This is a genomic window from Rhizobium sullae (assembly GCF_025200715.1).
In the GTDB taxonomy this organism is placed as follows: domain Bacteria; phylum Pseudomonadota; class Alphaproteobacteria; order Rhizobiales; family Rhizobiaceae; genus Rhizobium; species Rhizobium sullae.
Genome location: NZ_CP104144.1, coordinates 914,957 through 938,925, shown reverse-complemented (window position 1 = coordinate 938,925; position 23,969 = coordinate 914,957). Strand labels below are relative to the sequence as shown.

21 protein-coding genes are annotated in these 23,969 nt (G+C 57.6%); 18 read left to right on the top strand and 3 right to left on the bottom strand.

The window, feature by feature from the left end; translation table 11 throughout:
* Window positions 1–10 precede the first annotated feature (10 nt).
* The 13 genes from N2599_RS25215 to N2599_RS25155 all read left to right on the top strand — a co-directional run bounded on the left by N2599_RS25215 (window position 11) and on the right by N2599_RS25155 (window position 16,025).
* Window positions 11–1,009 carry a glycosyltransferase family 2 protein gene (locus N2599_RS25215; RefSeq protein WP_027511652.1) on the top strand — a complete coding sequence of 333 codons (999 nt, stop codon included), beginning with the start codon at window positions 11–13 and terminating at the stop codon, window positions 1,007–1,009.
* Complete coding sequence (locus N2599_RS25210; RefSeq protein ID WP_037142766.1) at window positions 1,006–1,950, top strand: glycosyltransferase family 2 protein; 945 nt, start codon at window positions 1,006–1,008, stop codon at window positions 1,948–1,950. The genes N2599_RS25215 and N2599_RS25210 overlap by 4 nt, the downstream gene beginning before the upstream one ends.
* The gene (locus N2599_RS25205; RefSeq protein ID WP_037142769.1) at window positions 1,940–2,911 is read left to right on the top strand and encodes a glycosyltransferase family 2 protein; all 972 of its coding nucleotides are present in this window, start codon (window positions 1,940–1,942) and stop codon (window positions 2,909–2,911) included. The genes N2599_RS25210 and N2599_RS25205 overlap by 11 nt, the downstream gene beginning before the upstream one ends.
* Window positions 2,908–5,298, top strand: a complete 2,391-nt coding sequence (locus N2599_RS25200) for a GNVR domain-containing protein (protein WP_051336695.1) — start codon at window positions 2,908–2,910, stop codon at window positions 5,296–5,298. Before N2599_RS25205 ends, N2599_RS25200 begins: the two co-directional genes overlap by 4 nt.
* A gap of 110 nt (window positions 5,299–5,408) precedes the next feature.
* A complete protein-coding gene (locus tag N2599_RS25195) occupies window positions 5,409–6,521 on the top strand; it encodes an NAD-dependent epimerase/dehydratase family protein (protein ID WP_063829618.1) in 1,113 nt (370 codons plus the stop codon).
* 71 nt (window positions 6,522–6,592) lie between these two features.
* Window positions 6,593–7,369 (top strand): glucose-1-phosphate cytidylyltransferase, encoded by a 777-nt coding sequence (rfbF, locus tag N2599_RS25190; protein ID WP_027511653.1) that lies wholly within the window; start codon window positions 6,593–6,595, stop codon window positions 7,367–7,369.
* A gap of 245 nt (window positions 7,370–7,614) precedes the next feature.
* Window positions 7,615–8,301: a sugar transferase gene (locus tag N2599_RS25185; protein WP_375714147.1), complete on the top strand. Its 687-nt coding sequence runs from the start codon at window positions 7,615–7,617 to the stop codon at window positions 8,299–8,301.
* Between the two features lie 40 nt (window positions 8,302–8,341).
* Window positions 8,342–9,631: a polysaccharide biosynthesis/export family protein gene (locus N2599_RS25180; protein WP_027511655.1), complete on the top strand. Its 1,290-nt coding sequence runs from the start codon at window positions 8,342–8,344 to the stop codon at window positions 9,629–9,631.
* 22 nt (window positions 9,632–9,653) lie between these two features.
* Complete coding sequence (locus tag N2599_RS25175; protein WP_051336696.1) at window positions 9,654–10,952, top strand: O-antigen ligase family protein; 1,299 nt, start codon at window positions 9,654–9,656, stop codon at window positions 10,950–10,952.
* 241 nt (window positions 10,953–11,193) lie between these two features.
* Window positions 11,194–12,156 carry a glycosyltransferase family A protein gene (locus N2599_RS25170; RefSeq protein ID WP_027511656.1) on the top strand — a complete coding sequence of 321 codons (963 nt, stop codon included), beginning with the start codon at window positions 11,194–11,196 and terminating at the stop codon, window positions 12,154–12,156.
* Between the two features lie 57 nt (window positions 12,157–12,213).
* A complete protein-coding gene (locus N2599_RS25165) occupies window positions 12,214–13,281 on the top strand; it encodes a glycosyltransferase family 8 protein (protein ID WP_027511657.1) in 1,068 nt (355 codons plus the stop codon).
* Window positions 13,282–13,359: 78 nt separating this feature from the next.
* Entirely contained in the window at window positions 13,360–14,823 is a 1,464-nt protein-coding gene (locus N2599_RS25160) for an oligosaccharide flippase family protein (RefSeq protein ID WP_037142773.1), read from the top strand.
* A 347-nt stretch (window positions 14,824–15,170) separates the two neighbouring features.
* The gene (locus tag N2599_RS25155; protein ID WP_156915313.1) at window positions 15,171–16,025 is read left to right on the top strand and encodes a hypothetical protein; all 855 of its coding nucleotides are present in this window, start codon (window positions 15,171–15,173) and stop codon (window positions 16,023–16,025) included.
* A gap of 85 nt (window positions 16,026–16,110) precedes the next feature.
* Here N2599_RS25155 and N2599_RS25150 read toward each other — a convergent pair whose 3' ends face one another.
* Window positions 16,111–16,785, bottom strand: a complete 675-nt coding sequence (locus N2599_RS25150; RefSeq protein WP_051336698.1) for a sugar transferase — start codon at window positions 16,783–16,785, stop codon at window positions 16,111–16,113.
* A gap of 450 nt (window positions 16,786–17,235) precedes the next feature.
* Between N2599_RS25150 and N2599_RS37920 the strand changes: the two genes are divergently transcribed.
* The 5 genes from N2599_RS37920 (at window position 17,236) to N2599_RS25130 (ending at window position 23,003) form a co-directional block, all read left to right on the top strand.
* Window positions 17,236–17,481, top strand: coding sequence for an exopolysaccharide production repressor protein (locus tag N2599_RS37920; RefSeq protein WP_051336699.1), 246 nt, complete (start codon window positions 17,236–17,238; stop codon window positions 17,479–17,481).
* Window positions 17,482–17,695: 214 nt separating this feature from the next.
* On the top strand, window positions 17,696–18,841 hold the full coding sequence (locus tag N2599_RS25145) for an NAD(P)/FAD-dependent oxidoreductase (protein ID WP_027511660.1): 1,146 nt from the start codon (window positions 17,696–17,698) through the stop codon (window positions 18,839–18,841).
* Between the two features lie 524 nt (window positions 18,842–19,365).
* Window positions 19,366–20,964, top strand: coding sequence for an FAD-dependent oxidoreductase (locus tag N2599_RS25140; RefSeq protein ID WP_027511661.1), 1,599 nt, complete (start codon window positions 19,366–19,368; stop codon window positions 20,962–20,964).
* A 234-nt stretch (window positions 20,965–21,198) separates the two neighbouring features.
* Window positions 21,199–22,614, top strand: a complete 1,416-nt coding sequence (locus N2599_RS25135) for an FAD/NAD(P)-binding protein (RefSeq protein WP_051336700.1) — start codon at window positions 21,199–21,201, stop codon at window positions 22,612–22,614.
* Window positions 22,615–22,886: 272 nt separating this feature from the next.
* A complete protein-coding gene (locus N2599_RS25130; protein WP_244914985.1) occupies window positions 22,887–23,003 on the top strand; it encodes a S1C family serine protease in 117 nt (38 codons plus the stop codon).
* A gap of 52 nt (window positions 23,004–23,055) precedes the next feature.
* Here N2599_RS25130 and N2599_RS25125 read toward each other — a convergent pair whose 3' ends face one another.
* Together N2599_RS25125 and N2599_RS25120 are read right to left on the bottom strand one after the other, a co-directional pair.
* A complete protein-coding gene (locus N2599_RS25125) occupies window positions 23,056–23,574 on the bottom strand; it encodes an RES family NAD+ phosphorylase (protein ID WP_027511662.1) in 519 nt (172 codons plus the stop codon).
* A complete protein-coding gene (locus tag N2599_RS25120; protein WP_027511663.1) occupies window positions 23,567–23,938 on the bottom strand; it encodes a DUF2384 domain-containing protein in 372 nt (123 codons plus the stop codon). The genes N2599_RS25125 and N2599_RS25120 overlap by 8 nt, the downstream gene beginning before the upstream one ends.
* Window positions 23,939–23,969: the final 31 nt, after the last annotated feature.

Genomic DNA, 23,969 nt, shown 5'->3' with positions numbered 1-23,969 from the left:
GTTGAACGCGATGAAAAAGCACGTATGTCCAGAAGATTGCTGCTTGATCGTCATTCCATGCCTTGACGAGCGAAACTATATTGGTGCGCTTCTGAGCGCCCTGAGCATGGAGCTCCAGGCTCCGGACTGGCGCATCGTGGTGGCCGATGGCGGCAGCAAGGACGGTTCACAGGATATCATCAAGGCCGCCTCCGCCATCGATCCGCGCATCATCTTCCTTGACAATCCGAAGCGCCTGCAAAGTGCGGCGATCAATCTTGCCGTGGCACGCTACGGCCGTGATTTTGAATATTTTGTGCGCATGGACGCGCATGGTGAATATCCGAAGGGTTATTGCCAACGACTAATTGCCGATGCCGAGATGACCGGCGCCGCCTCCGTCGTCGTCGCCTTGGAAACGACCGGTTTCAACGCGATCCAGAAAGCAGCCGCGATTGCCCAGAACTCCAAGATCGGTAACGGCGGTTCTGCGCATCGCAACCTGTCGACGGGCGGCTACGTCGACCATGGCCACCACGCATTGATGCACGTCGGGACCTTTCTCGCCGTCGGCGGATATGACGAGACCTTTTCCCACAATGAGGATGCCGAGCTCGACTTCCGCTTGAGGAAGGCTGGCTACAAGATCTGGATCAGCGGCACGACATGCATGGTCTATCATCCGCGCGCAAGCGTTGCTGCACTGTTTCGTCAATATCTCAATTACGGCCGCGGGCGGGCGCGCAATATCCGCAAACACAAGACCATGCCGGCTTTACGCCAAATGCTGCCGCTAACAGTCGCGCCCGCCGTTGCTGGCACCGTGCTCGCGCTGTTTTACTGGGCGGCGATCGTTCCAGCTTTCGTCTGGGCCTTCACCTGTGTCGGCTATGGCTTTTATCTTCGCGTACGTCAGCAGATGCCACACGGACCATTGGCCGGATTGATTGCAATGGTCATGCATATGGCGTGGTCAACCGGCTTCTGGCTCGAGATGTTGTCGCTTCGGCCAAAAAGGAGCGCCTCATGAGCCGGCCGCTTCTCGTCGAAATTGCCGTCTGCACATACCGGCGGAGCTCGCTCAGCCACACGCTGGCCTCGATTGCGGCGATTGCCGTGCCTGAGCATGCCGTCCTTCGCATCATCGTCGCCGACAACGATGTTGAAGAAAGCGCCAGAGATGCAGTCGAGGCCATCAGGGCCAAGATTGTGCATCAGGTGATTTACCTTCATTGCCCTGCCGGCAACATATCGATTGCCCGCAATGCCTGCCTCGATCGGGCTACAGGCGACTATTTGGCCTTTGTCGACGACGACGAGCTAGTCACGCCAGGCTGGCTCACGGCACTGCTGGCCACCGCCAAACAGACCAATGCAGCAGCCGTGCTCGGTCCTGTGTCGGCGCGCTACGGCAAGGATGCTCCTGCGTTCATGGTCGAAGGCGATTTCCACTCGACGAAACCGGTTTTCGTCAATGGCGAGATCAAGACGGGATACACCTGCAATCTGCTGCTCGACAGGAACGCCGAAGCCTTCCGCGACCGGCGCTTTGACCTGGCGCTTGGTCGCTGCGGCGGCGAGGACACGGCATTCCTTGCCGACCTCCACGCGACCGGCGGCAAGATCGCATTTGCGGATAAGGCACTGGTCATCGAACCGGTTGCCGAGGAACGCGCCTCAATCGGATGGCTCGCCGGGCGCCGGTTCCGCTCCGGGCAGAGCCATGCACGCGTCCTGCGCACGACGGCAGCCGCACCTGGTTTGGCACTGCAGATCGTGCTTGCCGCACTGAAGGCGCTGGTCTGCTTTGCCGTAAGCCTTGTCTTATGGTTCCTGCCAGTCGACCGTTGGCGCTATGTCTTGAGAGGAATTCTGCATCTCGGCGTCGTTGCCGGTCTGCTTGGCGTCCGTGAAGCGATGCATTACGGCGGGCCAGTTCCAGCAGCAAGGAGCAATCCCCATGTTGCCTGACGTCCCGGACATCTCCTACATCGTTGCTGCCTACAACGCCGCAGGCACGGTCGCACGCGCCATTGAAAGCGTGCTCGCCCAGGAGGGTGTCGATGTCGAGGTGATTGTTGCCGACGACTGCTCGGTCGATGAGACGGCTCACATCGTGCGCTCCTACGGCAGCGAAAAGGTGCGGCTCGTCAGCCTGCCGGATAATCGCGGACCTGGCGGCGCCCGCAATGCGGCGATCGCAGATGCGAGAGGCAGATGGATCGGGATTGTCGATGCCGACGACGAGATCCTGCCTCAAAGGACGAAACGGCTCCTCACGTGCGCCGATGTCCCGGCCGTCGACGCCGTCGTCGATAACCTCGTCATCAAGTCGGAGGGCAAGGAGCGGCTTCTGCACCGCACGGCCGATCTAGCACGGCTCGGGAACTTGAGCCTTGCTCATTTCATCGACCACAACATGCTCTTTGCCGGGCGCTTCAATCTTGGCTACCTGAAGCCACTCATTCGCCGCGACTTTATTCGGGCAAACGGCATTGCTTATGACGATCAACTGCGCATCGGCGAGGATTATCTGTTCCTCGCAAGGACGCTGTCGCGCGGCGCATATTGCATCGTTGAGCCGGAGGCAGGATACCTCTACCATTCCGCCAAGGGCTCGATCTCGCACGTCATGAACCTGAACGACGTCGAAGCCATGATTCGGGCGGATCGTGATTTTCTGGCTACCTTCCCGGTGGATGCCGCAGCCCGCGCAGCACAACTCAGAAGAATTAAGAATCTTGAGGAGGCGGCTGCGTTTCTGACCCTCGTTGATCATATCAAACAGCGTTCTGTTGCGGATGCTGTGAAGGACGTCCTGCGCAATCCGGCAGCAGCCCGTCATCTCAAGATGCCGATCACGGCACGTCTCAAGCGAGCGATGGTGGCGCTGCAGACACCGAGTTCGGCCTTTAGACGGGTGTCGCAATGAACGAGTTCATGGGCAAGGCAAAGATGATGCAGGAGGCAGTACGCCCCTATCTCGGTCAGCCGGGCACGGCCAAGCACGCTGAGGTCGGCGGGGAGAAGTTCATTGACGTCGAACACCTGATGCAGATCGCCAGGCGCCAGGCAAAGCTCGTGGCCCTTTTCGCGGCCATTGGACTACTGCTCGGTGTTACCCGGCTGGTGTTTGCAACCTATTATTATACGGCAGGCACCAGCGTCCTGATCGATGACAATCTGAGCCGGTTTGCTGGCGACGTTTCGCCGGCGCCTGCAAACATGGAATCTGACAAGAAGATCATGAGCCAGGTGGCGATCTTAAGGTCAAGCTCGCTTGCGGCAAAGGTGGTCGACAAACAGCAGCTTTACGAAAAGCACGAATTCATCAATCCTCCGGTCTCGGTCACCCAGGAGATCAAGGGCCTTGCCAAAATGACGATGGACCTGTTTGCCGGCAAGGGCATGGAGATGGCAAATGCCGATAGCCTCGACGCGCGCAGAGGCACTGCCGTGGCAGTTCTCATGGAAAATCTGAGGGTCGAGCAGCAGCCGCAGAGCTTCGTGATCGACCTCTATTATACATCGACCGACCCGGCCTTGTCGGCGCAGATCGCTAACGCCTATGCCGAGGCCTACCTGTCAGACAAGCTCGATGCTAATTTCGACGCTTCGCAAAGGGCAACGGTCTGGTTGCGCGCTCGGCTGACCGATCTGAAGGAGCAGTCGCAGGAAGCGGCCCTGAAGGTCGAGCGCTACCGCGCCGAAAACGGCCTTACCTCAGCAAAAGGTGCGCTCTTGTCGGAAGAACAGCTCTCCGACATCAGTGGTCAATACATCCTGGCCCAAGCGGACAGCGCCAAGGCGCTTGCGCTCTACAACCAGTATAAGGCAATCGTCGCCGCCGGCCAGCAGACTGCGGTCGACAATGCCGCAACCGTCTCCGAGCAGGAAGGCTCGACGGTCATTTCGACACTCAGAACGCACTATCTGAACGTCATCAAGCGGACCCAGGATATCGAGCGCCGTTTCGGTCCCGAACATCCGCAAGCAATCCTGCTGCGTAAGGAGCAGGACGACGTAGGGCGGCAGATATTCCTTGAGCTCAAGCAGATGACGGAAAGCTACCGCAATCAATATGAGGTCGCGGTCTCGCGGGAGGCATCGCTGAAGGAGGGTCTGTCGAAGATCACTGGACAAACGTCGGCCGCGAACGAATCGCTCGTGCAATTGAAGGATCTGGAACGCAACGCCGAAGCCATCAGCGACCTCTACAAGACCTATCTGACGAAATATCAGGAAACGGCCCAGAACCAGTCGTTCCCGATATCAGAAGCGCGCGTCATCTCGCCTGCCTCGCCGCCGGTCGATGCATCCAGTCCGAAGCGCACGTTGACGCTTGGCGGCTCGCTGATACTCGGTGCGATCTTCGGTATCGGTCTTGGCCTGTGGCGCGAGGTTAGGGAGGGTACATTCCGCCTTGGCGAGCAATTGACGACGCTCGGCCTGAAGTTCTTGGGTTACCTGCCGCCGATTCCAGGGGCCACGCGTCCCTCTCCCGATGACGAAAGGAGGCTGATCGCCAATCCCGATGTCGAAACGATGCGGTTTGCGGTCAAATCGGGCGGTTCCAAATTTACCGAGACCATACGGCATGCAAAGATCGTGACCGACACGATGCTTGGCAGCCAGAACTGCAAAGTGATCGGCGTCGTCTCGGTGTTGCCAGGCGAAGGCAAGACGACGGTCGCGGCAAATTTCGCGACACTCGTGGCATCCAGCCCAGCGAAGGTGCTGATGATCGATGCCGATCTCAGACGCGGTTCGCTGACGCAGGGTCTTGGCATCCCGTTTGAAACCGGCTGGACAGAGGCATTGGCTGGGACAATCAGATGGCAAGACACTCTGGTTGTCGATCCGCAGACGGGTACAAGCCTTCTCGCGACACCGCGCCAGGCGAAGGTCTTCAACACGAGCGAGCTGATCTCGGGGCCCTCCATGGCAACTGTGTTGGAAGAAGCCCGGTCCATGTTCGACTATATAATCGTCGATCTTCCACCGATCGGGCCGGTCTTTGATGCCAAGGCTTTTGAGCCCTTGGCCGATGGATTCCTGCTCGTGTCGGAATGGGGGGGCACGCCGCGGGCCCTTTTGAAGTCAACACTTGAACAGGAACCAGCGATCGCCGCGAAAGTGCTGGGCGTTGTGCTCAACAAGGCCGATCAGGAGAAACTTTCAACCTATGGCGGGCTTGGCAGTTCCGAAAAGCTCTTTTCCCGATATGCGAGTTACTACCTCGAGCATGGCGAGCCGATCATGAAGGCGAGAGGTCGCCGACAGCGAAAGGCGCGCGCGCAGCTATCGAAGGAGCTCTAACTAGACACGCAAGAAGCACTGATCCGATGCAACGTTGGTCGTGAAGCAACACCCCCTAGTTTGCACCATGTCCATTTTCAATGACAGTCACCAGTTCCGGAGCGTTTGAAATGAAGATCTTAATCACAGGAAACATGGGCTACGTCGGGCCCGCTGTCGTCTCTCACCTGCGCCGTGAGATGCCTGATTGCATGCTTGTTGGCGTCGATACTGGCCTTTTCGCGCATTGCCTGACCCAAGCAAGCCTGCCCGAGCGTTTGCTTAACAGTCAGGTCTTTGCCGATGTCCGCGACCTGCCTGCCGAGCTATTCGAGGGCGTCGATGCAGTGGTGCATCTGGCGGCCGTTTCCAATGACCCGATGGGCGGCCGCTTTGAGGCGGTGACGGACGAGATTAACCATCGTGCCACGCTGAGAACGGCCGAACTCGCCGCCGGGATGGGCGTAAAGAGCTTTGTCTTTGCCTCCAGCTGCTCCATGTACGGATTTGCCGAGGGCGGCGCGCGCACCGAGTCAGATGAGCTCAATCCTCTAACCGCCTATTCGCGCTCGAAGGTCGCCGCCGAGACCGGGCTTGGCGAGATCGCCCGCCACAGCCAGATGACGGTCAGCGCTCTGCGCTTTTCGACCGCCTGTGGCTTTTCCGGGCGCACGCGGCTCGATCTCGTGCTCAACGATTTTGTGGCCTCGGCGCTGAAGACCGGGCGGGTTTCGGTCCTCTCTGACGGCACGCCCTGGCGGCCGCTCATTCATGTCAACGACATGGCAAGGGCGATCGAATGGGCGCTGCTCAGGCAGGATGGCGGGAATTTTCTGGCCGTCAATGTCGGTTCCGAGGACTGGAACTATCAGGTCCGCGAACTCGCGGAGGCCGTCGCCGCCTCGATTCCGGGGACTGTGGTCGAAATCAACAAGGACGCTCCACCGGACCGGCGTTCCTATCGGGTTAATTTCGATCTCTACCGGAGCCTGGCACCGGCTCATCAGCCGGAAGTAACACTTGCAGGCGCTATTGCTGATCTGAAGACCGGGCTTGATGCGGCGGGTTTGAAGGATCCCGATTACCGCTCTTCGCAACTCGTGCGGCTGAACGTGCTTACGCGGGCGATCGACGGCGGTAGTCTTGGTGCCGACCTGCGTTACACGGCCAATCCGGCCGCCGCTACTTTCAGTCCCGGCTTCAAGGACCTCGCGCTTCGGACGCGCGAAGCCATGCCTGGCTGAACCGGATCATGTGACACAGCTACTTTAGCGCCGCATAGCGCGGGCAACCATTCAAAATGACGAGGGACGCAATGAAAGTTGTCATATTTGCAGGAGGCTACGGGAGCCGCCTTTCGGAGGAAACGACGCTTCGGCCGAAGCCTATGGTCGAGATCGGCGGACGGCCGATCATCTGGCATATCATGAAAATCTATTCGCATTACGGCTTCAACGACTTCGTTGTGCTTGCCGGTTACAAGGCGGATTACATCAAGGACTACTTCATCAACTATGCGATGATAAACAGCGACTTCACGGTCGACCTAGCGACAGGCGAATTCAAGTGGCTGCGCCGCGCGTTGGAGCCGTGGAAGGTCACCGTGCTCGATACCGGACTAAACACGATGACGGGCGGACGGTTGAGGCGCGCGCGCGACGTCATTGGCGATAGGCGCTTCCTTCTGACCTACGGCGACGGTGTCTCCGATACCGATATCGCCGCGTCCATTGAGCTTCATGAGACGAACGGAAACTGGATCACGCTGACCGCCGTCAGCCAGCCGGGCCGCTATGGCGCGCTTGGCCTGTCGGACGACGGTCAGCGTGTCCATGCCTTCCGCGAAAAGCGCATTGGCGATGGCGGTCTGATCAACGGCGGCTTCTTCGTCTGCGAGCCTGATGTCTTCGACCTCATCGACGGTGATGACACCGTCTGGGAAGAGGGCCCGATGGACAGAGCGCTTCACATGGGCAAGGTTGGCTCGCACTGGCACCAGGGCTTCTGGCAAAGCATGGATTCGCTGCGCGACAAGATGGTCCTCGAAAAGGCCTGGGAGAGCGGCAAGGCGCCGTGGAAACTCTGGACCTGACACCGGGGTAAACCGAACCGCTGAGTAGCGGCATAGCGCCTATGTGATTTGGCGCACCCAAACCAGACTTGAATAATATCCTCTATGCGATTCGTGGAATATCGCCTGGGAACTGCGCGAGCGACAGGTACAATCTGTATCATAATGATACATCAAGTATATTTCGACTACCACTTGCGCTTTTCTATTGATTTTTTTGAGGTTTTTGTTACTAGTTTCTTAACGATATGCTTTCGGAGAGCTTCATGATGAAGCATGATGTCGACTTGACCGATGCCTCTATTTTCCCGCACTACGCCCAGCGGCGACCCGTGAGGCCAATAGGCGGGCTGCGAAAAAGGGTGTTTGACGTTGTCGGCTCCCTCGTTCTGCTTGTCCTGTTTTCCCCACTCTTCTTGCTGATCGCGATCGCCGTAAAGCTTGATGACCGCGGACCCGTTCTTTTCGGTCATCAGCGCATTGGCCATAACGGAAGGTCATTCCGTTGCCTGAAATTCCGAACCATGGTCACCGACAGCAATGCGCGGCTTGCTGCCTATCTGGCCGAAAATCCCGCCGCCCTTGCCGAATGGGCAACGACCCGCAAGCTGCGCCACGACATCAGGGTAACCACCACCGGAAAGGTGCTGCGGAAACTCAGTCTCGACGAGTTACCACAACTGCTCAATGTCCTGCGCGGCGATATGAGTCTGGTTGGCCCTCGTCCAATCATGGGCGAAGAAATGGCTCTTTACGGTGATCGCGGCAATCACTACCTCCGCTCGCGTCCGGGTCTCACCGGCAAGTGGCAGGTGAGCGGGAGAAGCGACACGACCTACGAGGAACGCATCCAACTCGACAGCCTGTATGTTGAGCACTGGTCCTTCGTCGGCGATATCTGGATCATTCTGAAGACCGTGCCGGTTGTCCTGCTCGCGCGGGGTGCCTGCTAGCACGCCGACGCCTTTGCCAGGCGAGGATAAGGAAAGAACTATGAGGTCAATTCGTCAGCTCTCTCCTGCCGCGCGTAACGCCATTTGCGCGCTGCCACGGCTGTGCCTTGCAACACTTGCCGCAGTCGTCTTTCTTGTTCATCTGGCGTTTCTGTCGCCTGCGCACGCTGATCCCTATAAGCTGGGAATCATGGACAAGCTGTCCGTCCGAGTGGTCGAGTGGCAGACTGCCGAGGGGCAGTTTCGCGAGTGGCCGAGTATTACCGGCGAATACATCGTGGGTCCGAACGGCGATCTGGCTCTGCCTTTTACGGGCGAGTTGAAAGTAGCCGGCCGGTCGACCTCGGAGGTGGCGCGCGAGATCGCCCGCAGCCTTCAGGAGCGTTTCGGGCTTCCCGATCCGCCGGAAGCTTCGGTTGAGATTCTCGAATTCCGGCCGATTTTCGTAGCTGGAGAAGTCCACACGCCCGGCAAATACCCCTACGATCCGGAAATGACGGTCCTGAAGGCAATCAGTCTTGCCGGCGGCATGCGTCGCGGGCTGGACGAAGGTCAGCGTTTCGAACGCGACTTCATCAATGCCAAGGGCAGCTACGAGGTACTTGTTGCCGAGCGCGCCCGTCTGATGGCGAAGAAAGCGCGACTTGCCTCCGAGGAGGCCGGTGAGGAGAAGATTGCGATTCCAGAGGACCTTGCCGCCATCCCGCAATCGCAAACGCTGGTCGAGGATGAAATGGCAATCATGGAAACGAACCGCAATGCGTTCGACCTTCGCCTCAAAGGGCTCGATGAGCTGCAAACCCTTTATGGCAACGAAATCACCTCGCTCAGCAAGAAAGTCGACAACCAGGCCCGGCAGGTGGACCTTTACAAGAAGGAGCTCGAAAGGACCGCCAAGCTCGTTAATCAGGGTCTGGCCGTCAGCTCCCGGGCGCTGGGGCTCGAGACAACGCTTGCCGATACCCAGAGCAACCTGCTCGACCTCGACGCTGCCACACTGCGCGCCAAGCAGGAAATGAACAAGGCCGCACTCGACACGATCGACTTGAAGAACGAGCGCAAATCGAAGATTGCGCTCGATATGCAGGAAACCAAGTCGCAGCTGGACGAAAATGCGCTGCAGCTTCAGATGTACCGGCAACTGATGGCCGAGTCGCTGGTGAATGCGCCAACGGCCTCGCAACTGACCGGAAGTGACGCTGTCAAGCTCGTCAGCTATTCGATCGTTCGAACAGTCGCAAGCAAGATCCAGGAGATTCCAGCAACTGAGACGACGCCAGTGCAGCCGGGAGACTTGGTCAAGGTCAGCGTCATCAACGAAAAATCATAGGACTAGGGCTCGGCAGGTTGGCATGCGTATCAGTATCAACGCTTTCTTATCGCCTGAACGGAACACGCCCTTTGCGATCTTTGCGATGGTCGCGACGATGTTTTTTATCGCCTATGCGCAGGTGTTTGGCTCCGTCTTCATTCTGTTGTTCTATCTGGTGTGGCTGCCTCTTCTTGCCATGGATCCGCGCGCAGTCATCGGCGATCCACGGCCTCTCTACTGGATTGTTGCATTTTCCATCTTTGCCTGCCTATCCTTTTTCTGGTCTGCGGTTCCGGGGCTCAGCCTGCGCGGCGGGCTACAATACCTTTCAACGATTGTCTGCGCGTTGGTTGCCGCACGGGTCGTGCCCGTCAAGGCGATGATTTTGGGCATGAGCCTCGGCGCGTCGCTGGTGCTGCTCTACTCGCTGTTGTTTGGGCACTTCAGCTACGATCCTCTTGATGGTGTCTACAGCTTCATCGGCGCGTTCGCATCGAAGAACCAACTCGGCATGTTTGCCGCGCTCGGCGTCTTTGCTTCCTTCTCGCTGGTCTTCATTCTGCACGTGCAGACGATGTGGCGCATCCTGGCCCTGATGTCGGGCGCCTTCGGCGCCTTTTCGCTCCACGCGGCCCAGTCTGCGACCTCCACGATTACGATTGCCGCAACGATTGCCGCAACAGTCGCTGCGGTCTTCTTGAAGCAGTTCTCACCGCGGCATCGGATGGTCCTCTTCCTGTCGATCGTTCCGACAGCAGCCGTCGCCTTGTTGATTGCACTGAGTGCCGGGCTGTTCGGAGCGATCCTCGGCATCTTCGGCAAGGATGCGACATTGACAGGGCGGACGTATCTTTGGCAGCGCGGCCTCGAGATCGCCCATGAACAACCTGTCTTCGGCATCGGTTTCCAGGGTTTCTGGGTCCAGGGTTTTTCTCAACCGGAGGTCTTGTGGCAGCAGTTCTATATTGCCTCGCGTACGGGCTTTCACTTTCATAATACCTACATCGAGACCATGGTCGAACTTGGCTATATCGGACTTGTCCTGCTCGGCACCATCATCCTTGGCCTCCTCGCTGGTTATATCAGACGCCTCCTGTCGTCAGGCGCGCGAAACGAGGATGTCGTGCTCTTCGGTCTCATCATACTGTTCGTCAGTCGCTCCTTCTTCGAAGTCGATTTTCTTAATCAATACACGATCGGATCCTTCCTCATCTACTACTGCGCCGGTGCACTCGCGAAACCGGTCGCGGGAACGGCAGGCAATGCCTTGGTGGAGTATTATCCTCAATTCGCCGACAGCGAAGGTTTTCATGTGCCTCGCCGCGGCGGTCTCGGGTGACCGATGATGATGATGACCTGTCCAAGGTCAGCCACGGCTGATGCCGAACCCTCGTCAGATAAGCTCAAATAGCCTTTGCAAAGGAATGTTGCCAAGGTCTTTGATAGTCAGCTATACAGAGAATCGACAGTATCGCAATAATAAATCAGATTCTTTGCCAGACCATTATTGACTCGCATCGCCTGAACTATAACATAGCCTTAGTGCTTAGTTGGGTTTCCTTCACGTGGGGGAATGTAGAATGTCCTTGCCACTTGTCGCTGTTGTGACCCCGACGTATAATGGCGGCCGGTTCTTGGCTGAAACGATGGAATCCGTCCAGCAGCAAGATTGGCCAAATCTTGTTCACATCGTTCTCGACAACAATAGCAGCGACAATACCGAAGAAATCGTCTCCGCCTATTTGAACAAGCGCATCCCTGTCCTTTGCTTCCGCAATGACAAGACGCTGGATCAGCGTGAAAACTGGACGAAAGCTTATCGCCTGGTGCCCCGGGACGCTGTCTATGTGCGCTATCTGTGCGACGATGACACGCTCAGCCCGACGTCGATCTCGAAGATGGCGGCGCTCGGCGAAACCTTTCCGAATGTCGGGGTAATCGGCAGCCTGCATGAGTGTGCGGGTGCCGTTCAGGATTTCTTCTGGCCGCCCGGCAAGCCGGTTTTTCCCGGGAAGGACGCCATGCGTATGGCGCTGCTGCGCCAGGGCATTTTGATGCCGGTCCAGATGATGTGGCGCCGGCGCGTGACTGACGCGCTCGAACCGCTTTTTGCCAGCGCCATGGACGGCAGTTGGGACCTCGATACGGTCTTCCGGATGCTGGCGATCAGCGATTTCGGTTTCGTGCACGAGGCGCTTGGCTTTACCCGTGTACACGAGAATACGGTAACCGCCTTACATTATGCCGGCAAAACCCGCGCCTGGACGCGCGATGGCCTTGATCTCATCATGCGCCACGGCCCGATCGCCTTCGGGACCGACTACCGCCGTCAGCTTCTTGCGTTTCGCCGCTATTATGTACGCCGCATTCTGACCTGGTGGCGCGAAGATCGCGGCCGCGACCATCTGCAACCCCATTTTAATGCACTGGCAAGGGCCGGCTTTGGTGTCAACGGCATGCTTGTCGTCGATGCCGTGTTGGACTGGATTTACGTCAAGCTTGGCATACGCCGCGCATGGAGCGGATATCCGGGCTGGCAATAGGCAGCGCACGTTTCGATGAAATGAGACCGGAGCATGAGGCTCCGGCTTGGAGGGGTAATGAGTGATCCCGCATTTGAAGGCAATCTGGCATCTCGTGCCATAGGCGCCTTGCCGATGAAGACCGCCAATTTCCGGTCAATCGCCGAAGGCTTGAACGGCCGTGCCCTTGCCGAGCCTCTGCTTGAGGCAGCGATGCAGCGATACAGCCGCCCGCGCCCGCCCGCCCCGGAGGTGGTAATCGCCTTTGGACTCGATACCGCTTACCTGCCGCATGCAGGTGTTGTGCTGGCGTCGCTTCTCGCTAACGCGCCGGGCGCAAAATTCCGCTTTCTGGTCGTCCATGATGGAATTTCACCCCAAGCCCGTTCGACCTTCGAACGCTGTGCTGAAGGACACAAGTTCGATTGGCTCGAGATCAAAAGCTCGAGCGTCCTTGCAATGCCCGGCCAACGCCATATCAGCCGCGCCGGCTACTATCGCCTGATGCTTTCCGAGCTTGCCCCGCCGGATATCGATCGAGTCCTTTATCTCGATGCCGACCTCGTCGTCATGGGTGATATTAGGGAACTCTACGCCACCGATCTGGGCGAGCATGCAATCGGTGCGGTCTGCGACGTCGGCATGGACGGCGAGGCGTTCGCCGGGCGTTTTCAGCTGCAGCCCAGGCGCCTCGGCTACTTCAATTCCGGCGTGCTGTTGATGGATCTCACTAAGCTGCGTGCCAGTGACGATCTTTCCAAAGTCATCACTGTCTTGGAAACGCGCATCGGCGATATGGAGTATGGCGATCAGTGCGCGCTCAACGTTGTCTTCTGGAGCCGATGGAAGCGGCTTGATATTTTGTGGAACGTCCAACGCCGAATGCTGATGCGGCAGGAAGGCAAGCCCTGCTATGCAACCGCAGCCGAGATGAGAAAAGGGCGCAGGCCAAAGATCATCCACTTCACGGAGCACAACAAACCGTGGTCGACGGACGGATGGCATCCGTTGATCTGGACCTATTACCGCTATCTGAAAAAGACCCCGTATCGGGCGCAGGTCCTCAAGCTTGGCGAGGTCCATTTTATCAAGGACCTGCGTCGGCGCATCAAGACCATCTTCAACTGGTACCGGTTGCAGGCGTGAGGGGCGCCTGCTTTTCCAGCCGCCCATGCTTGACTATGATCCGTGGCGGTGCGACTGCGTCGGTTGCGCCTTGCACAGATGGGATGGTCCATGTCTGAAACGTCGCTGGCAACGGCACTTCGAAATGGCATTGCCTGGAATACCATCAACGCAATCTTTTCGCAGAGCGCCGGGTTTATCATCTTTCTGATCCTTGCGCGCATGCTGGAACCTGCCGTCTTCGGGGCAGTCGCGCTCTCTGCTGTTGTGGCCGACTTCATCGCCAATGACGGCCGCTATGCCGGCATGGACGCGATCCTGCAGCGTGGTAATTTCGACAAGAAGAGCTTGAACGCAGCGTTCATTTCCTTGTCTTTGGTGGCCACACCCTTTGCACTCCTTCTGTTCATGGCTGGGCCTTTGTTCGCTGACTTTGAGAACGCGCCGCTGGTTGCTTACTACATGCCGATTTTTGGCCTTCTTTTGTTCTTTACGCCTTGGCTGTCGGTGATGGATGCCCTCATAATGCGTGAGCTGGGCTTCAAGACGTTTGCTCAGCGCAATATGATTTCGACCCTTGCGGGCGGAATCGCCGGTATCACATTGGCGTTCTCACCGCTGGCGATTTGGGCGCTGCCTGCTCAGCGCATTATTTCGACAATGGCGGTTGTTCTCTTTGAGTTTCGTCATACCGGTTGGTTTCCCGGGCGCCATACCGAAAAAGGCGCGTGCCGTGAAATTCTTCGCCGCTTCCTGCCTCTGTGGATGGTCGCTGCCATTAACATCTCCATGCAGCGCGCTGCCATGCTGGTGTTCGGCATCCGCTTCGATGGCACGACCGTGGGCTTGTTCCGGGCTGCCGACAGGATCAGCGAGTCGCTGCAAAATCCCCTGGTCAGCCCGCTCTTTGCGCTGTGGTTTCCGTTGATGAGCAAGGTGCGCGGCAACCTTGCGGCGGAAGGCGAAGTGTTTACCGCCATCATCCGAACCGCTGCCTTCGTGGCGCTGCCGGCCTTTACCGGACTGATCGTCGTCGCCGATGATGCGGTGGCGTTGCTGTTGCCTTCGTCGTATGCCGGCGTTGCGCCCATTCTTCGCGCCGTGTCGATCACCTCGCTGATGATCCCGCTTGTCTGGTTCAACCCCATTGCAATGAACGCACTTGGCCTGAACCGCATGTCGCTGCAATATTCTATCGCCGTTGCCTTGACTTGTATCGGTGCGCTCGTCGTCATACCGACAAGCACGGCAGGCGCCGCGATTTTGGTGATGTCGTCGCCGGCGCTCGTCTATGGCGTGATCGGCAATGTCTTGTTACTGCGTCGGCTGAACCTTAAGGCAAGGGCGCATTACATGGGGCTCGCGCCGGCCGCGGCGGCGGCCCTCGCCATGGGCGTCGTCACATACTACGTGCAAGCAACAGCATTGGCTGGGATGCACCCTCCCTTCCGCCTCGCAATCTCCGCGAGTCTCGGCATGGTCATCTATTTCGGCTGGCTCACCTGCTTCAGCAGGAGATGGATGATCGAACGTATCCAGCTCCTGCTCGGGCGGGGCAGATGACACGTCTCGTCGCAGACAGGCGATAACCCGACGCAAGCTTCACCGCCTATCCTTCTTCTCATTCGAAAGCGGGAGAGCGGCATGAAGAAAGCAACATTGCTGAACGCCACCGGCGTGTCGATGGTCCTCTGGCTTCTTATCCTGCTCGCGGTCATCTGTCTGCTTCTCTAGTACAAACAGGCAGGATCGGGGCCAAAGGCTGCTCCCGACTCGCTTTCAATCGCGGGATAGAGATCGGCAGATCAACTGCGAGATTAATCTTGAGGCATTTATGTCTCATTATCCAAAGAGCGTAACATCCAGAGCCTACAATCGAAGTTTTTATCTGGATTTTAGTTGGATATATCTTGATACTGTTGGCGCCACCAATGGTGTTATTAGTGATGTTACTCAATGATGCAATATTTCCCGCCGTTCAGGCAGCATCGGTTCGCATTCTCGACAGGATTTTGGTCTGCGAGAGCGCTGATCTGTCGTTTTTGTACTTTCACCATAAGACTCGCTTCGTCCTTATCATTTGCACACCGGGCGCACCGGCAAGGTGCGAAATCATTGAAGACTTTGAGGAAAAAACCGGGGCGACCGCCGACAATTACTTCCGCGATTTTGCCGGGGCTGTGCTCGAAGTCAGATCCAGCGAACTCGGGCTTTATCAGACATCCGCAATTTCTCCGGCAGAGGGCTTGGCAAATGGTGCGGTCGGGATCGCAAGGCGTTCTGCGCGACGCAGCGACGCGCTTATCGTGGAAAGGCTGACCGCCGCAAGCTTCCTGATCGGCCAGTTGCTCAAAACGTTCACCGAGATCGCAAGCAATGTACCGCAATATGACGCGCTGCCCGGGCTTGTCTTACATCGAGCCCTTGACGCGCTGACCATCCTTTTTGATCTGCGGGTATCTTCATTGCGTAGTTTCGACGGCATTGAAGGCCATCGAGAGCGACTGCTGATCCTGATCATCGCGCTGTCGACCATGGCAGCGAGCGCAAAAGAGTCCGAGGCCGTCAGTGTCGAGATCGCAGACGGGGCAGCAGACACCTCGGTGACTTTCATCCAGAGAAGCGCCGCACTGCTGTCGCCATTCATGAGCGGCCGTGACGCGGCCATCCTGAGGCTCGCCGTCAATGGTCTTGGCGCGCGGCTTTCGCTTCAGCGTGATAGCCAGACCAATACTACGCGCGTACAGCTCGTCATTCGCCAGTGAGGGCTCAACACAAAGCAGGTAACTCGCTTACGCGCAAGCACGGTGCTGAACCGTGCCGCCATGAGCGATCTCCTCAATGATCTCCTCAATGATTGAGCTGAAATCTTTCGGCCTGGAACAGACCGCTAATCGCGCGAACCAGAATCTTCAGATCACCCACAAAACTCCACTGGGCCGCATAGGAAGCAGCCGCCGCTTCCCAGTTCCTGGTGCCGTCAGCACTGGTGCGGCAATCGCTGATCATCCCCGGTCTGCAAAACTGTGCCGACACGTTGCCCCTTTTGACGTCGCTGCGATCAACGGGCAGCGATGGCGGACCAACAAAGCTCATGTCACCGAGAAGCACATTGAGAAGTTGCGGCAGATCATCAAGCCCCGTTCGATCAAGAATCCGGCCAACCGGCGTCAGCAAAACATCGTCCTTCAACGTTGCCGTCATAATCCAGCTTGCAAGCTCGTCTGGATGGCGCGACAGATGCTGGCCAAGCCGGAGGCGCCAGTCGACCGGCAATTTCCGAAAGCTGTAGCATTCAAAACCCTCTCCCCCGACTGATCGCCGTTTTTCCGCGGAAAGCATTGGACCGCCATCGGTCAAGCGAACAAGCAAAGCGATTGCAATCATCAGTGGCAAAAGGCAAAGGATAGCAACACACGCCAGAACGGCGTCAAAAATCCGTTTCTGTGCACCGCCCGCAGGCTGCGGGACGTGTCGATCCCTGTGATTATGCGAAGCATCGGCAAATTCGGCATCGTACTTCATTTCTGAGGTCCCCACAGTACTGGCCATTTAAATCGCACTGATTAGTATTTTTCAAGAACAATCTGATGTATACCCCCGAAATGATGAACTACGTCCGGGGATGCGTACGCTACCGTACGTAGCGTTGCGTCAACCTCGATTTGCACGGTCACATTTTATCGCGCGCATAGACTTCTACTCTTCGCGAAGATTCATTAGCCTATCATTTGTAAACTTTATTCTTTCGGATTACTGACAAGTTTTCGACATTTTCGACATAAGACACCACGAAAGATCGCGTTTAACGACTTTTTAACGACGACATCTTTTTGACATCTTGTCTGTTGAAGCTCCAAGGGACGCATTAAGCATGACAACACTGCATCGAGGAACCGAGTTATCTCCGACCGAGCGCAGTATTGCGCGACGATAGAAGACGGCCAGGCTCCAAAATGCGCATCGTGAGGCGGGATGGGGGAGTTCATGTACGCACCCAAGGTGTTTATTTCGATGGCCGCCGTGCTCGTCGCCTTCTTTTGCGCAATGTTATGGACGCAAGACTCCGTCCTCAGCGCGTTTACCGATAGCCTCTTATGCGCTGTCCTGATCCAGATGGGCTATTTTCTCGGTGTCCTGTTTCTGGTCTGGCACGAGGACATGTCCAGGCCTGCTCGCGCCCTTGATATTCCGGGCAAAGCAGTCGGCCCCCGATCTTGATGCGGGACCCTCATTGTCTCCGAGCAGCTCAAGGTGTGTGATTGTCCAGATCGGTCGAGGGTGATGTGTTATCCGCTTTACCGTGACGAAAATCTGCTGCGCTTTGCACGCTGCACAATTGACTCCGTTGCTCACCGGTAAGATGAAGGAGGATGGTTCATGCGTGGCGGCGGACAAGGCCCAGCGTACACGGTTGGCGTGAGATGAAAGCCGGATGAGCAGATTTTTTGTCGACGCCATTGTCGTAGGCGCAGGTGTCATTGGCCTGGCGGTTGCCCGCAAGCTCGCGCTTTGCGGCCTCGAAACCATTATTCTCGAGCGCTCGAACGCAATCGGCACAGAAACCTCGTCCAGGAACTCCGAAGTTATCCACGCTGGTCTTTATTACCCGCAGGGTTCGCTTAAGGCGACGGTCTGCGTCGAGGGCCGGGCGGCGCTTTACGACTACTGTGCCCGTCGCGGCGTGGAAGCGCGACGCGTAGGCAAGATTCTGCTTGCAGCAAGCCCCGAGGAATTGCCCAAGCTTGAAGCGATCGCCGCTGCGGCCAAACGCAATGGCGTTTTGGATCTCGTTCCACTCTCACCGAGCGACGTCGCCAACCTTGAACCGGAGCTGCATTGCGCTGGCGCGCTGTTTTCGCCATCGACGGGCATCATCGACAGTCACGGTTACATGCAGGCGCTACGCGACGATTTTGAAACCGCCGGCGGCATGCTCGCCTTCAACACGCCGGCTGCGGCGATCAGGTGCGGTGGTGCGAAGATCGGCCTGACTACGGGCGGAGCCGAGCCGACCGAAATTGAGGCGAGCTTCGTGGTCAATGCCGCCGGCCACGGCGCCCCCGGCCTTGCAGCGAGGACGACAGGGCTTTCCCGCAAGATGGTGCCGTCACAATGGTACGCCAAGGGCAACTACTTTTCGCTTTCCGGGCGTCAGCCCTTTTCGCACCTCGTCTACCCAATGCCCGACCATGCCGGCCTTGGGGTCCACGCAACGGTCGACCTCAACGGGCGCTGCCGTTTCGGACCCGATGTCGAATGGGTCGATGAGAACCATTCGCTCGATGTTTCTGCCTCCCGCGCGGAACAGTTTTACGGTGCGATCCGCCGCTATTGGCCAGGTTTGCGCGACGGCGCCCTGCAGCCGGATTATGCCGGGATAAGGCCGAAGCTTCACAACGCAACCATGCCAATGCCGGACTTCCGCATTGACGTGCCGCGCCTGCATGGTGTCAAAGGCTTGGTCAACCTGTTCGGGATCGAAAGCCCCGGCCTGACCGGATCGCTTGCGATCGCGGATATGGTTGCGGTCGCGCTTGGAGTTGCAAGCGACAAAGAAGCCCACCCCTCTGACCGATAAGCGGTTCTCGTGCGCTATCTGCCTGAAAGAAGTTTACACGCGGCCGTGTTTAACCCGCGGAGGGAGCGGTATCTCTTCCACCCGAAGACCCACTGTAGGTGCCTTGGCGATAAATGCCGGAAATGATCACTATCGGAATTCCGATCCTTCCGAGGCGTCACATCGAAAATTTCCGAGTACACCGTCGCAAGTATTATTAACATAATACTAGTAATGTAACTATATTTACACGAAATGATCGTAGACAATATTGATTAAATTCCCATTTTAAACATACTCATATGATGCATTTTTACATATACATAACGTGATTGAACACTATTTCAAACTTATGATAGTAAATAAATACCGCACGAAATTCAAAACCAAGCTACTGTATCTTTCGTGAGAGTCATTGGGATTTTTAATCCGAAATCTTCGTGACTCCACACCAGCATGCTCTTTTGCATTAAATGCATTCCAACATATCGCACCATAGCTAACATTGTGACGGGGCCGCAATGATTTCAGGGCGTATTGATGACATGCCAGGTGACATCGATGTCCTCATCGTCGGATCCGGACCCGTCGGCCTCACCCTTGCCAAAGAGCTTCGGCAGGCCGACAAGCGCGTGCTCGTTGTTGAGTCGGGTGGGTTAGACCAATCTGCGGCTTCGAATGAACTCGCCGGCGCTTTAATCCTGGAGCCCGCCACCCACGACGACGTCCGCATCTGCGTCTCGCGCCAATTCGGCGGAACAAGCAACCTTTGGACCGGGCGATGCCTTCCCTTTGATCCGATCGACTTTGAAAATCGATTTCCCGATGGGCGGTGGCCCATTTCCTATGACGAGATACGACCGTTCTACGACCGTGCCGTTGAATACGCCAACTGCGGCCAGGGGTTCGTCGATAAAGCGCCACTTGCGTCGGTAGACGCCCGTTTCGAACTAACGCACCTCGAACGTTACAGTCGTGATCCGAAACTGTTTCGCGCGAGCCTTCAGCAATTCAGCGAGGATAGGGGACTGACAATCCTCCTGAACACCACTGTCGTGGATCTGGTCCTGACGGAAAACAGCAGCGTCAGCCATGTCGTGGCCCGTCACAAAAACGGTCTTGCCTATCGCATTTCATGCAAACTCGTGGTTGTTGCCTCAGGTGGGCTGGAAGCGGCGAGACTTCTGCTCAACATCCAGCGGCGTCACCCGCTGATGTTTGGGGGGCCTCATGGAGCGCTCGGCCGTTACTACATGGGCCATCTTTTCGGGCATATTGCTGCGCTCAGATTTTCGAACAGACCGGCCGAGGCACTTTTCGACTTCCACCGGGACGAAGCAGGCGCATACGTGCGCAGACGGATCGTGCCCAGCGATACGCTCATCAACCAGCATCATTTACCGAATGTGGCGTTCTGGCCCGACGTGCCGACCCTTTCAGATCCGCAGCATGAAAGTGCCTTTTTGTCCGCCGCTTACCTTGCCTTGAGCTTTCGTCCACTCGGACGGTTCCTCACGCCTGAAGTCATCCGCCGGCATCATGCAAGCCGTCTTGATGCAATCGCCGGCCATCTCAAGAACCTCGCCGCTAACCCGACCGAGATTGTCAGGCAGCTACCAGGCTATCTGCGCAATCGCTACGGGCGAAGCGCCAGGAAGCCTGGCTTCTTCATCAATAACAGCCGTCGGACGTACAGGCTCGCTTTCCATGCCGAACATTTCCCAGACAGGCAAAGCCACGTGCGTTTGTCTGACAGTGTCGATGCTTTCTTCGTGCCGCGGCTGACGATCGACATGCGCGTGCCTGACGAGAATATCCGTTCACTCGTTCGCACCCATCGAGTCCTGAATGACTGGCTCGAAAAAAATGACCTGGGTCAACTCGATCTGAATCGTAGTGATGATACGCTTGCAAGTGCCATCGCTACGCGCATCCGCCACGGCACGCATCAGATCGGGCTGACGCGCATGGGAACGAACCGCAACGACGCCGTCGTCGACGCGAACTTGAAGATCTTCGATCTTGCTAACGCATATATTGCGAGTTCTTCTGTCTTTCCGACGTCGAGCCAGGCCAACCCAACATTGACAGCAATCGCCCTTGCAATTCGCCTCGCGCAGCACATCATCCAGCCGGCACCCTAGGTTTCCCTTCTGGTGCATACCTCCGAAGCCTAAAGGGGTTTCATTTGCGAACTTCGACTTTGCCGATTGCCGAGAGGAGTTTCAACTAGCCTCGGTGGGCAGCTTAAGGTTCCGATTGATCTCCATAAATCTTATAGATTAATTTACTGCGACGGCGCCAAAATATTGGCTAGGCCGAGCCACAAAGATGCGTCAAGCTCCTCCCAAATCTCGAACCCAGTTGGATCAGCAGCAGTGACGAAAAACGAAGCGGATAGCGTCAAAAGACCGGCCGTTGCCATTGTCGGCGGCGGCTTTTCCGGTGCGGGTGTCGCCTATCACCTGGTAAAAGCCATGCCGGACAAGTTGCCGCGGATCATCGTATTCGAACCACGCCGGGAAATCGGCCGCGGACTTGCCTATGATACGGAAGATCCGGCCCACCGCATCAACGTCCCTGCTGCGCGCATGAGCCTGCTGCCCGATCTGCCGGAAGATTTTCTCGATTGGGTGGTGGAAAATGACGCCGTTGCCGACGACCGGGAAGCGTTATGGCTGAATGGCAATCTCTTCCCGCAGCGCCGCCTCTTCGGCGCATATGTCGCCGCGCGGCTGCGCCCCGTCGTCTTAAGCGGTGCGGTGGAGCACAGAAAGGCGATCGTAACAAACGTTTCGTCCGGTTCGGACGGCTGGTTGATAACGGATAGCAATGACGAGGACACCCAGGCCGATTTTCTTGTGATCGCGACAAGCCATCCCGCGCCCTCAGCACCACGCAGCCTTTCTGCCGCATTGGACGGTCATCCGCGTTTTGTTGCCGATTCGACACGACCCGGCGCACTCGATATCATTCGCCCGGACGATCGCGTCCTCATCGTCGGCAATGGGCTGACGTCTGCCGATATTGCCGCATCGCTGACGCGCAGCGGGCATCATGGACCGATGACCTCGATTTCCCGCCGCGGCCTTCGTTCGCGCGGCCACCCGCCCTGCCCGCAGGAACCGTTCGGCGATTTCCTTTCCGCGCCGGCTGCAAGTGCTGCGGCACTCCTCCGGAACGTTCGCAAGGCGATCGCTCAGGCAGCCGAAATCGGCGAAAGCTGGCACGCGGTTATCGATCAGGTGCGCAGCAACGGCAATGAGATCTGGCGCAATCTGCCGGTCGCCGAACGGTGCCGCATCGTCCGCCACTTGCGGCCTTACTGGGATGTCCATCGCTTCCGCGTTGCGCCGCAGGTCGAGGCCGTTCTTGAAAGCGCCATTGCCGAAGGACGGCTTGAGGTTCTTGCCGCGTCCGTTGCAGGCGTCAAAGTCGACGGCGACGCGATCGATGTGTTGCTTCGTCGGCGAAACGGCGAGCGTGTCGAAAAACGCTTCGACGCCGTGGCCGTGACCACAGGTCCCAGTCATGGCGGCATTCTCGAGAGCCAGCAATGGCTGCATGCGCTCAATCAGAGCGGTTATCTTCAGCTCGATCCGACCGGCCTTGGCATCGCCTGCAATGAGAGTTCGGAAGCAGTCGGGAAGGACGGTCTATCGAACCCATCCCTATTGATTTCGGGTCCGCTTGCGCGCGGCACGTTCGGTGAACTGATGGGTCTACCGCAGGTGACGGACCATGCAGTCTTCGTTGCTGCCGAACTTGTAAGAAAACTTAACATGTTCAGGTAGCTCACTTTTGCTGGGAATTCGATGATTGACTAGGACCAAAGTCTGGCCGCTCCTCAGGCTTCAGTCCGATTTCCTCTCCGGAAAATATGATGCATGTTCCGCGTGACCTGAAGCGCACTGTTCGGTATGCCGCGTGACAGGTTAAGGGCTTTCCTAGTCCGCCGACTAGGGAGGCCCCTTTATATGCCATGACCCCGCCGCCTCGGCCGTCGGGTGTGTTCATGGAGCGGAATCACGCTTATCAATAGAAGAGCTCGCCGAATGGCGGCAGCGTGGGCGTCGGTTTTGCCATCCCGTCCGACGAAGCCAGGGCGATCGTCGCAAAGCTTCAGAAGGACGGTTCGATCGCGCATGGCTATCTCGGCGTGCAGATCCTGCCGAGCGGCTAATGCATTGAGTTCCATGCGTAATTACGTCTCGATCCTCCAACGCGTCCGCAGGCTACAGCCAGGAGGCCGATGATTTTGGCAGTCTGCCCTCTGGATCGATTGCGCGAAGTTCTGGTGCTCCGGGCATATTCCATCCCCACAGCGCGACGCATGTGCCGCCATGCGACATGAAGGACGGATAGATCACGCCGTGATATCCCGATTCAAGCAGGCGTTCGCGCAACCGGTGGGCCTCCGGCACCTTGCCCTGATCCATCAGCATCCGCCATTCACAACGATGGATGTCCGCCGGAACTTCAAATTCGCGAAGAAGCCCTGGATCTGTCGTGTCCGCAAGGCAAGCGCCTCTAAGCTCCAACTGCACGATCATCGCCGGATGCTGGACGAAGCCCTGGTTGTACTCGGCCCAGGCCGTCGACAACTCGCAGGCCGCATAGATCGTCGGGGCGCCGACCGGATCCCACCGGCCACCGAAACGGCTGGCGCCCTCGCCGGAAAGCGGCGCGTAGGCCCATCTGGGAACAAAGGCGCGCCAGAGATGCACGATGGCGCCCGATTGCACCTCAGGCATAGACGCCGGAGCGGACTGCTTCGAGATAGGCGAGAACGCGGTCAGGCTTGCCTTCACCGACAAGATCAAACGCCGTCTTGCCGCCCCAGCCGGGAATTGGTTGATGCTTGAACCAGATGACCGCGCGGCTTTCATCGCCGGTCATTTCGCTTGCCATCGCAAGAATGCGAACGACGTTGCTCAGCGCGCCATCGACTTTGCGGGCGCTCGACTTCGCCGTCAGCGTATTGCGCGCCACCCCGATCAGCCGAGCGAGCTCGGAAAGCGTCACGCCAAGTTGCTCGGCGACCCGTCGGGCGGACAGAAACGACGAATGTTCATCACCGAACCGGGCAGCGACATTACTGAAACCCGTGGCTGCCATGATAAGCATCCTCACATAGTTTGACCTCACC

Bases quoted from the DNA above. Each gene is read 5' to 3' on its own strand.
- N2599_RS25165 (WP_027511657.1), top strand. From the start codon at position 12,214: ATGAGTGATCCCGCATTTGAAGGCAATCTGGCATCTCGTGCCATAGGC.
- N2599_RS25140 (WP_027511661.1), top strand. From the start codon at position 19,366: ATGCCAGGTGACATCGATGTCCTCATCGTCGGATCCGGACCCGTCGGC.
- N2599_RS25175 (WP_051336696.1), top strand. From the start codon at position 9,654: ATGCGTATCAGTATCAACGCTTTCTTATCGCCTGAACGGAACACGCCC.
- N2599_RS25215 (WP_027511652.1), top strand. From the start codon at position 11: ATGAAAAAGCACGTATGTCCAGAAGATTGCTGCTTGATCGTCATTCCA.
- N2599_RS25145 (WP_027511660.1), top strand. From the start codon at position 17,696: ATGAGCAGATTTTTTGTCGACGCCATTGTCGTAGGCGCAGGTGTCATT.
- N2599_RS25185 (WP_375714147.1), top strand. From the start codon at position 7,615: ATGATGAAGCATGATGTCGACTTGACCGATGCCTCTATTTTCCCGCAC.
- N2599_RS25125 (WP_027511662.1), bottom strand. From the start codon at position 23,574: ATGCCTGAGGTGCAATCGGGCGCCATCGTGCATCTCTGGCGCGCCTTT.
- N2599_RS25210 (WP_037142766.1), top strand. From the start codon at position 1,006: ATGAGCCGGCCGCTTCTCGTCGAAATTGCCGTCTGCACATACCGGCGG.
- N2599_RS25205 (WP_037142769.1), top strand. From the start codon at position 1,940: ATGTTGCCTGACGTCCCGGACATCTCCTACATCGTTGCTGCCTACAAC.
- N2599_RS25120 (WP_027511663.1), bottom strand. From the start codon at position 23,938: ATGGCAGCCACGGGTTTCAGTAATGTCGCTGCCCGGTTCGGTGATGAA.
- N2599_RS25180 (WP_027511655.1), top strand. From the start codon at position 8,342: ATGAGGTCAATTCGTCAGCTCTCTCCTGCCGCGCGTAACGCCATTTGC.
- rfbF (WP_027511653.1), top strand. From the start codon at position 6,593: ATGAAAGTTGTCATATTTGCAGGAGGCTACGGGAGCCGCCTTTCGGAG.
- N2599_RS37920 (WP_051336699.1), top strand. From the start codon at position 17,236: ATGGGGGAGTTCATGTACGCACCCAAGGTGTTTATTTCGATGGCCGCC.
- N2599_RS25195 (WP_063829618.1), top strand. From the start codon at position 5,409: ATGAAGATCTTAATCACAGGAAACATGGGCTACGTCGGGCCCGCTGTC.
- N2599_RS25170 (WP_027511656.1), top strand. From the start codon at position 11,194: ATGTCCTTGCCACTTGTCGCTGTTGTGACCCCGACGTATAATGGCGGC.
- N2599_RS25150 (WP_051336698.1), bottom strand. From the start codon at position 16,785: ATGAAGTACGATGCCGAATTTGCCGATGCTTCGCATAATCACAGGGAT.
- N2599_RS25160 (WP_037142773.1), top strand. From the start codon at position 13,360: ATGGGATGGTCCATGTCTGAAACGTCGCTGGCAACGGCACTTCGAAAT.
- N2599_RS25200 (WP_051336695.1), top strand. From the start codon at position 2,908: ATGAACGAGTTCATGGGCAAGGCAAAGATGATGCAGGAGGCAGTACGC.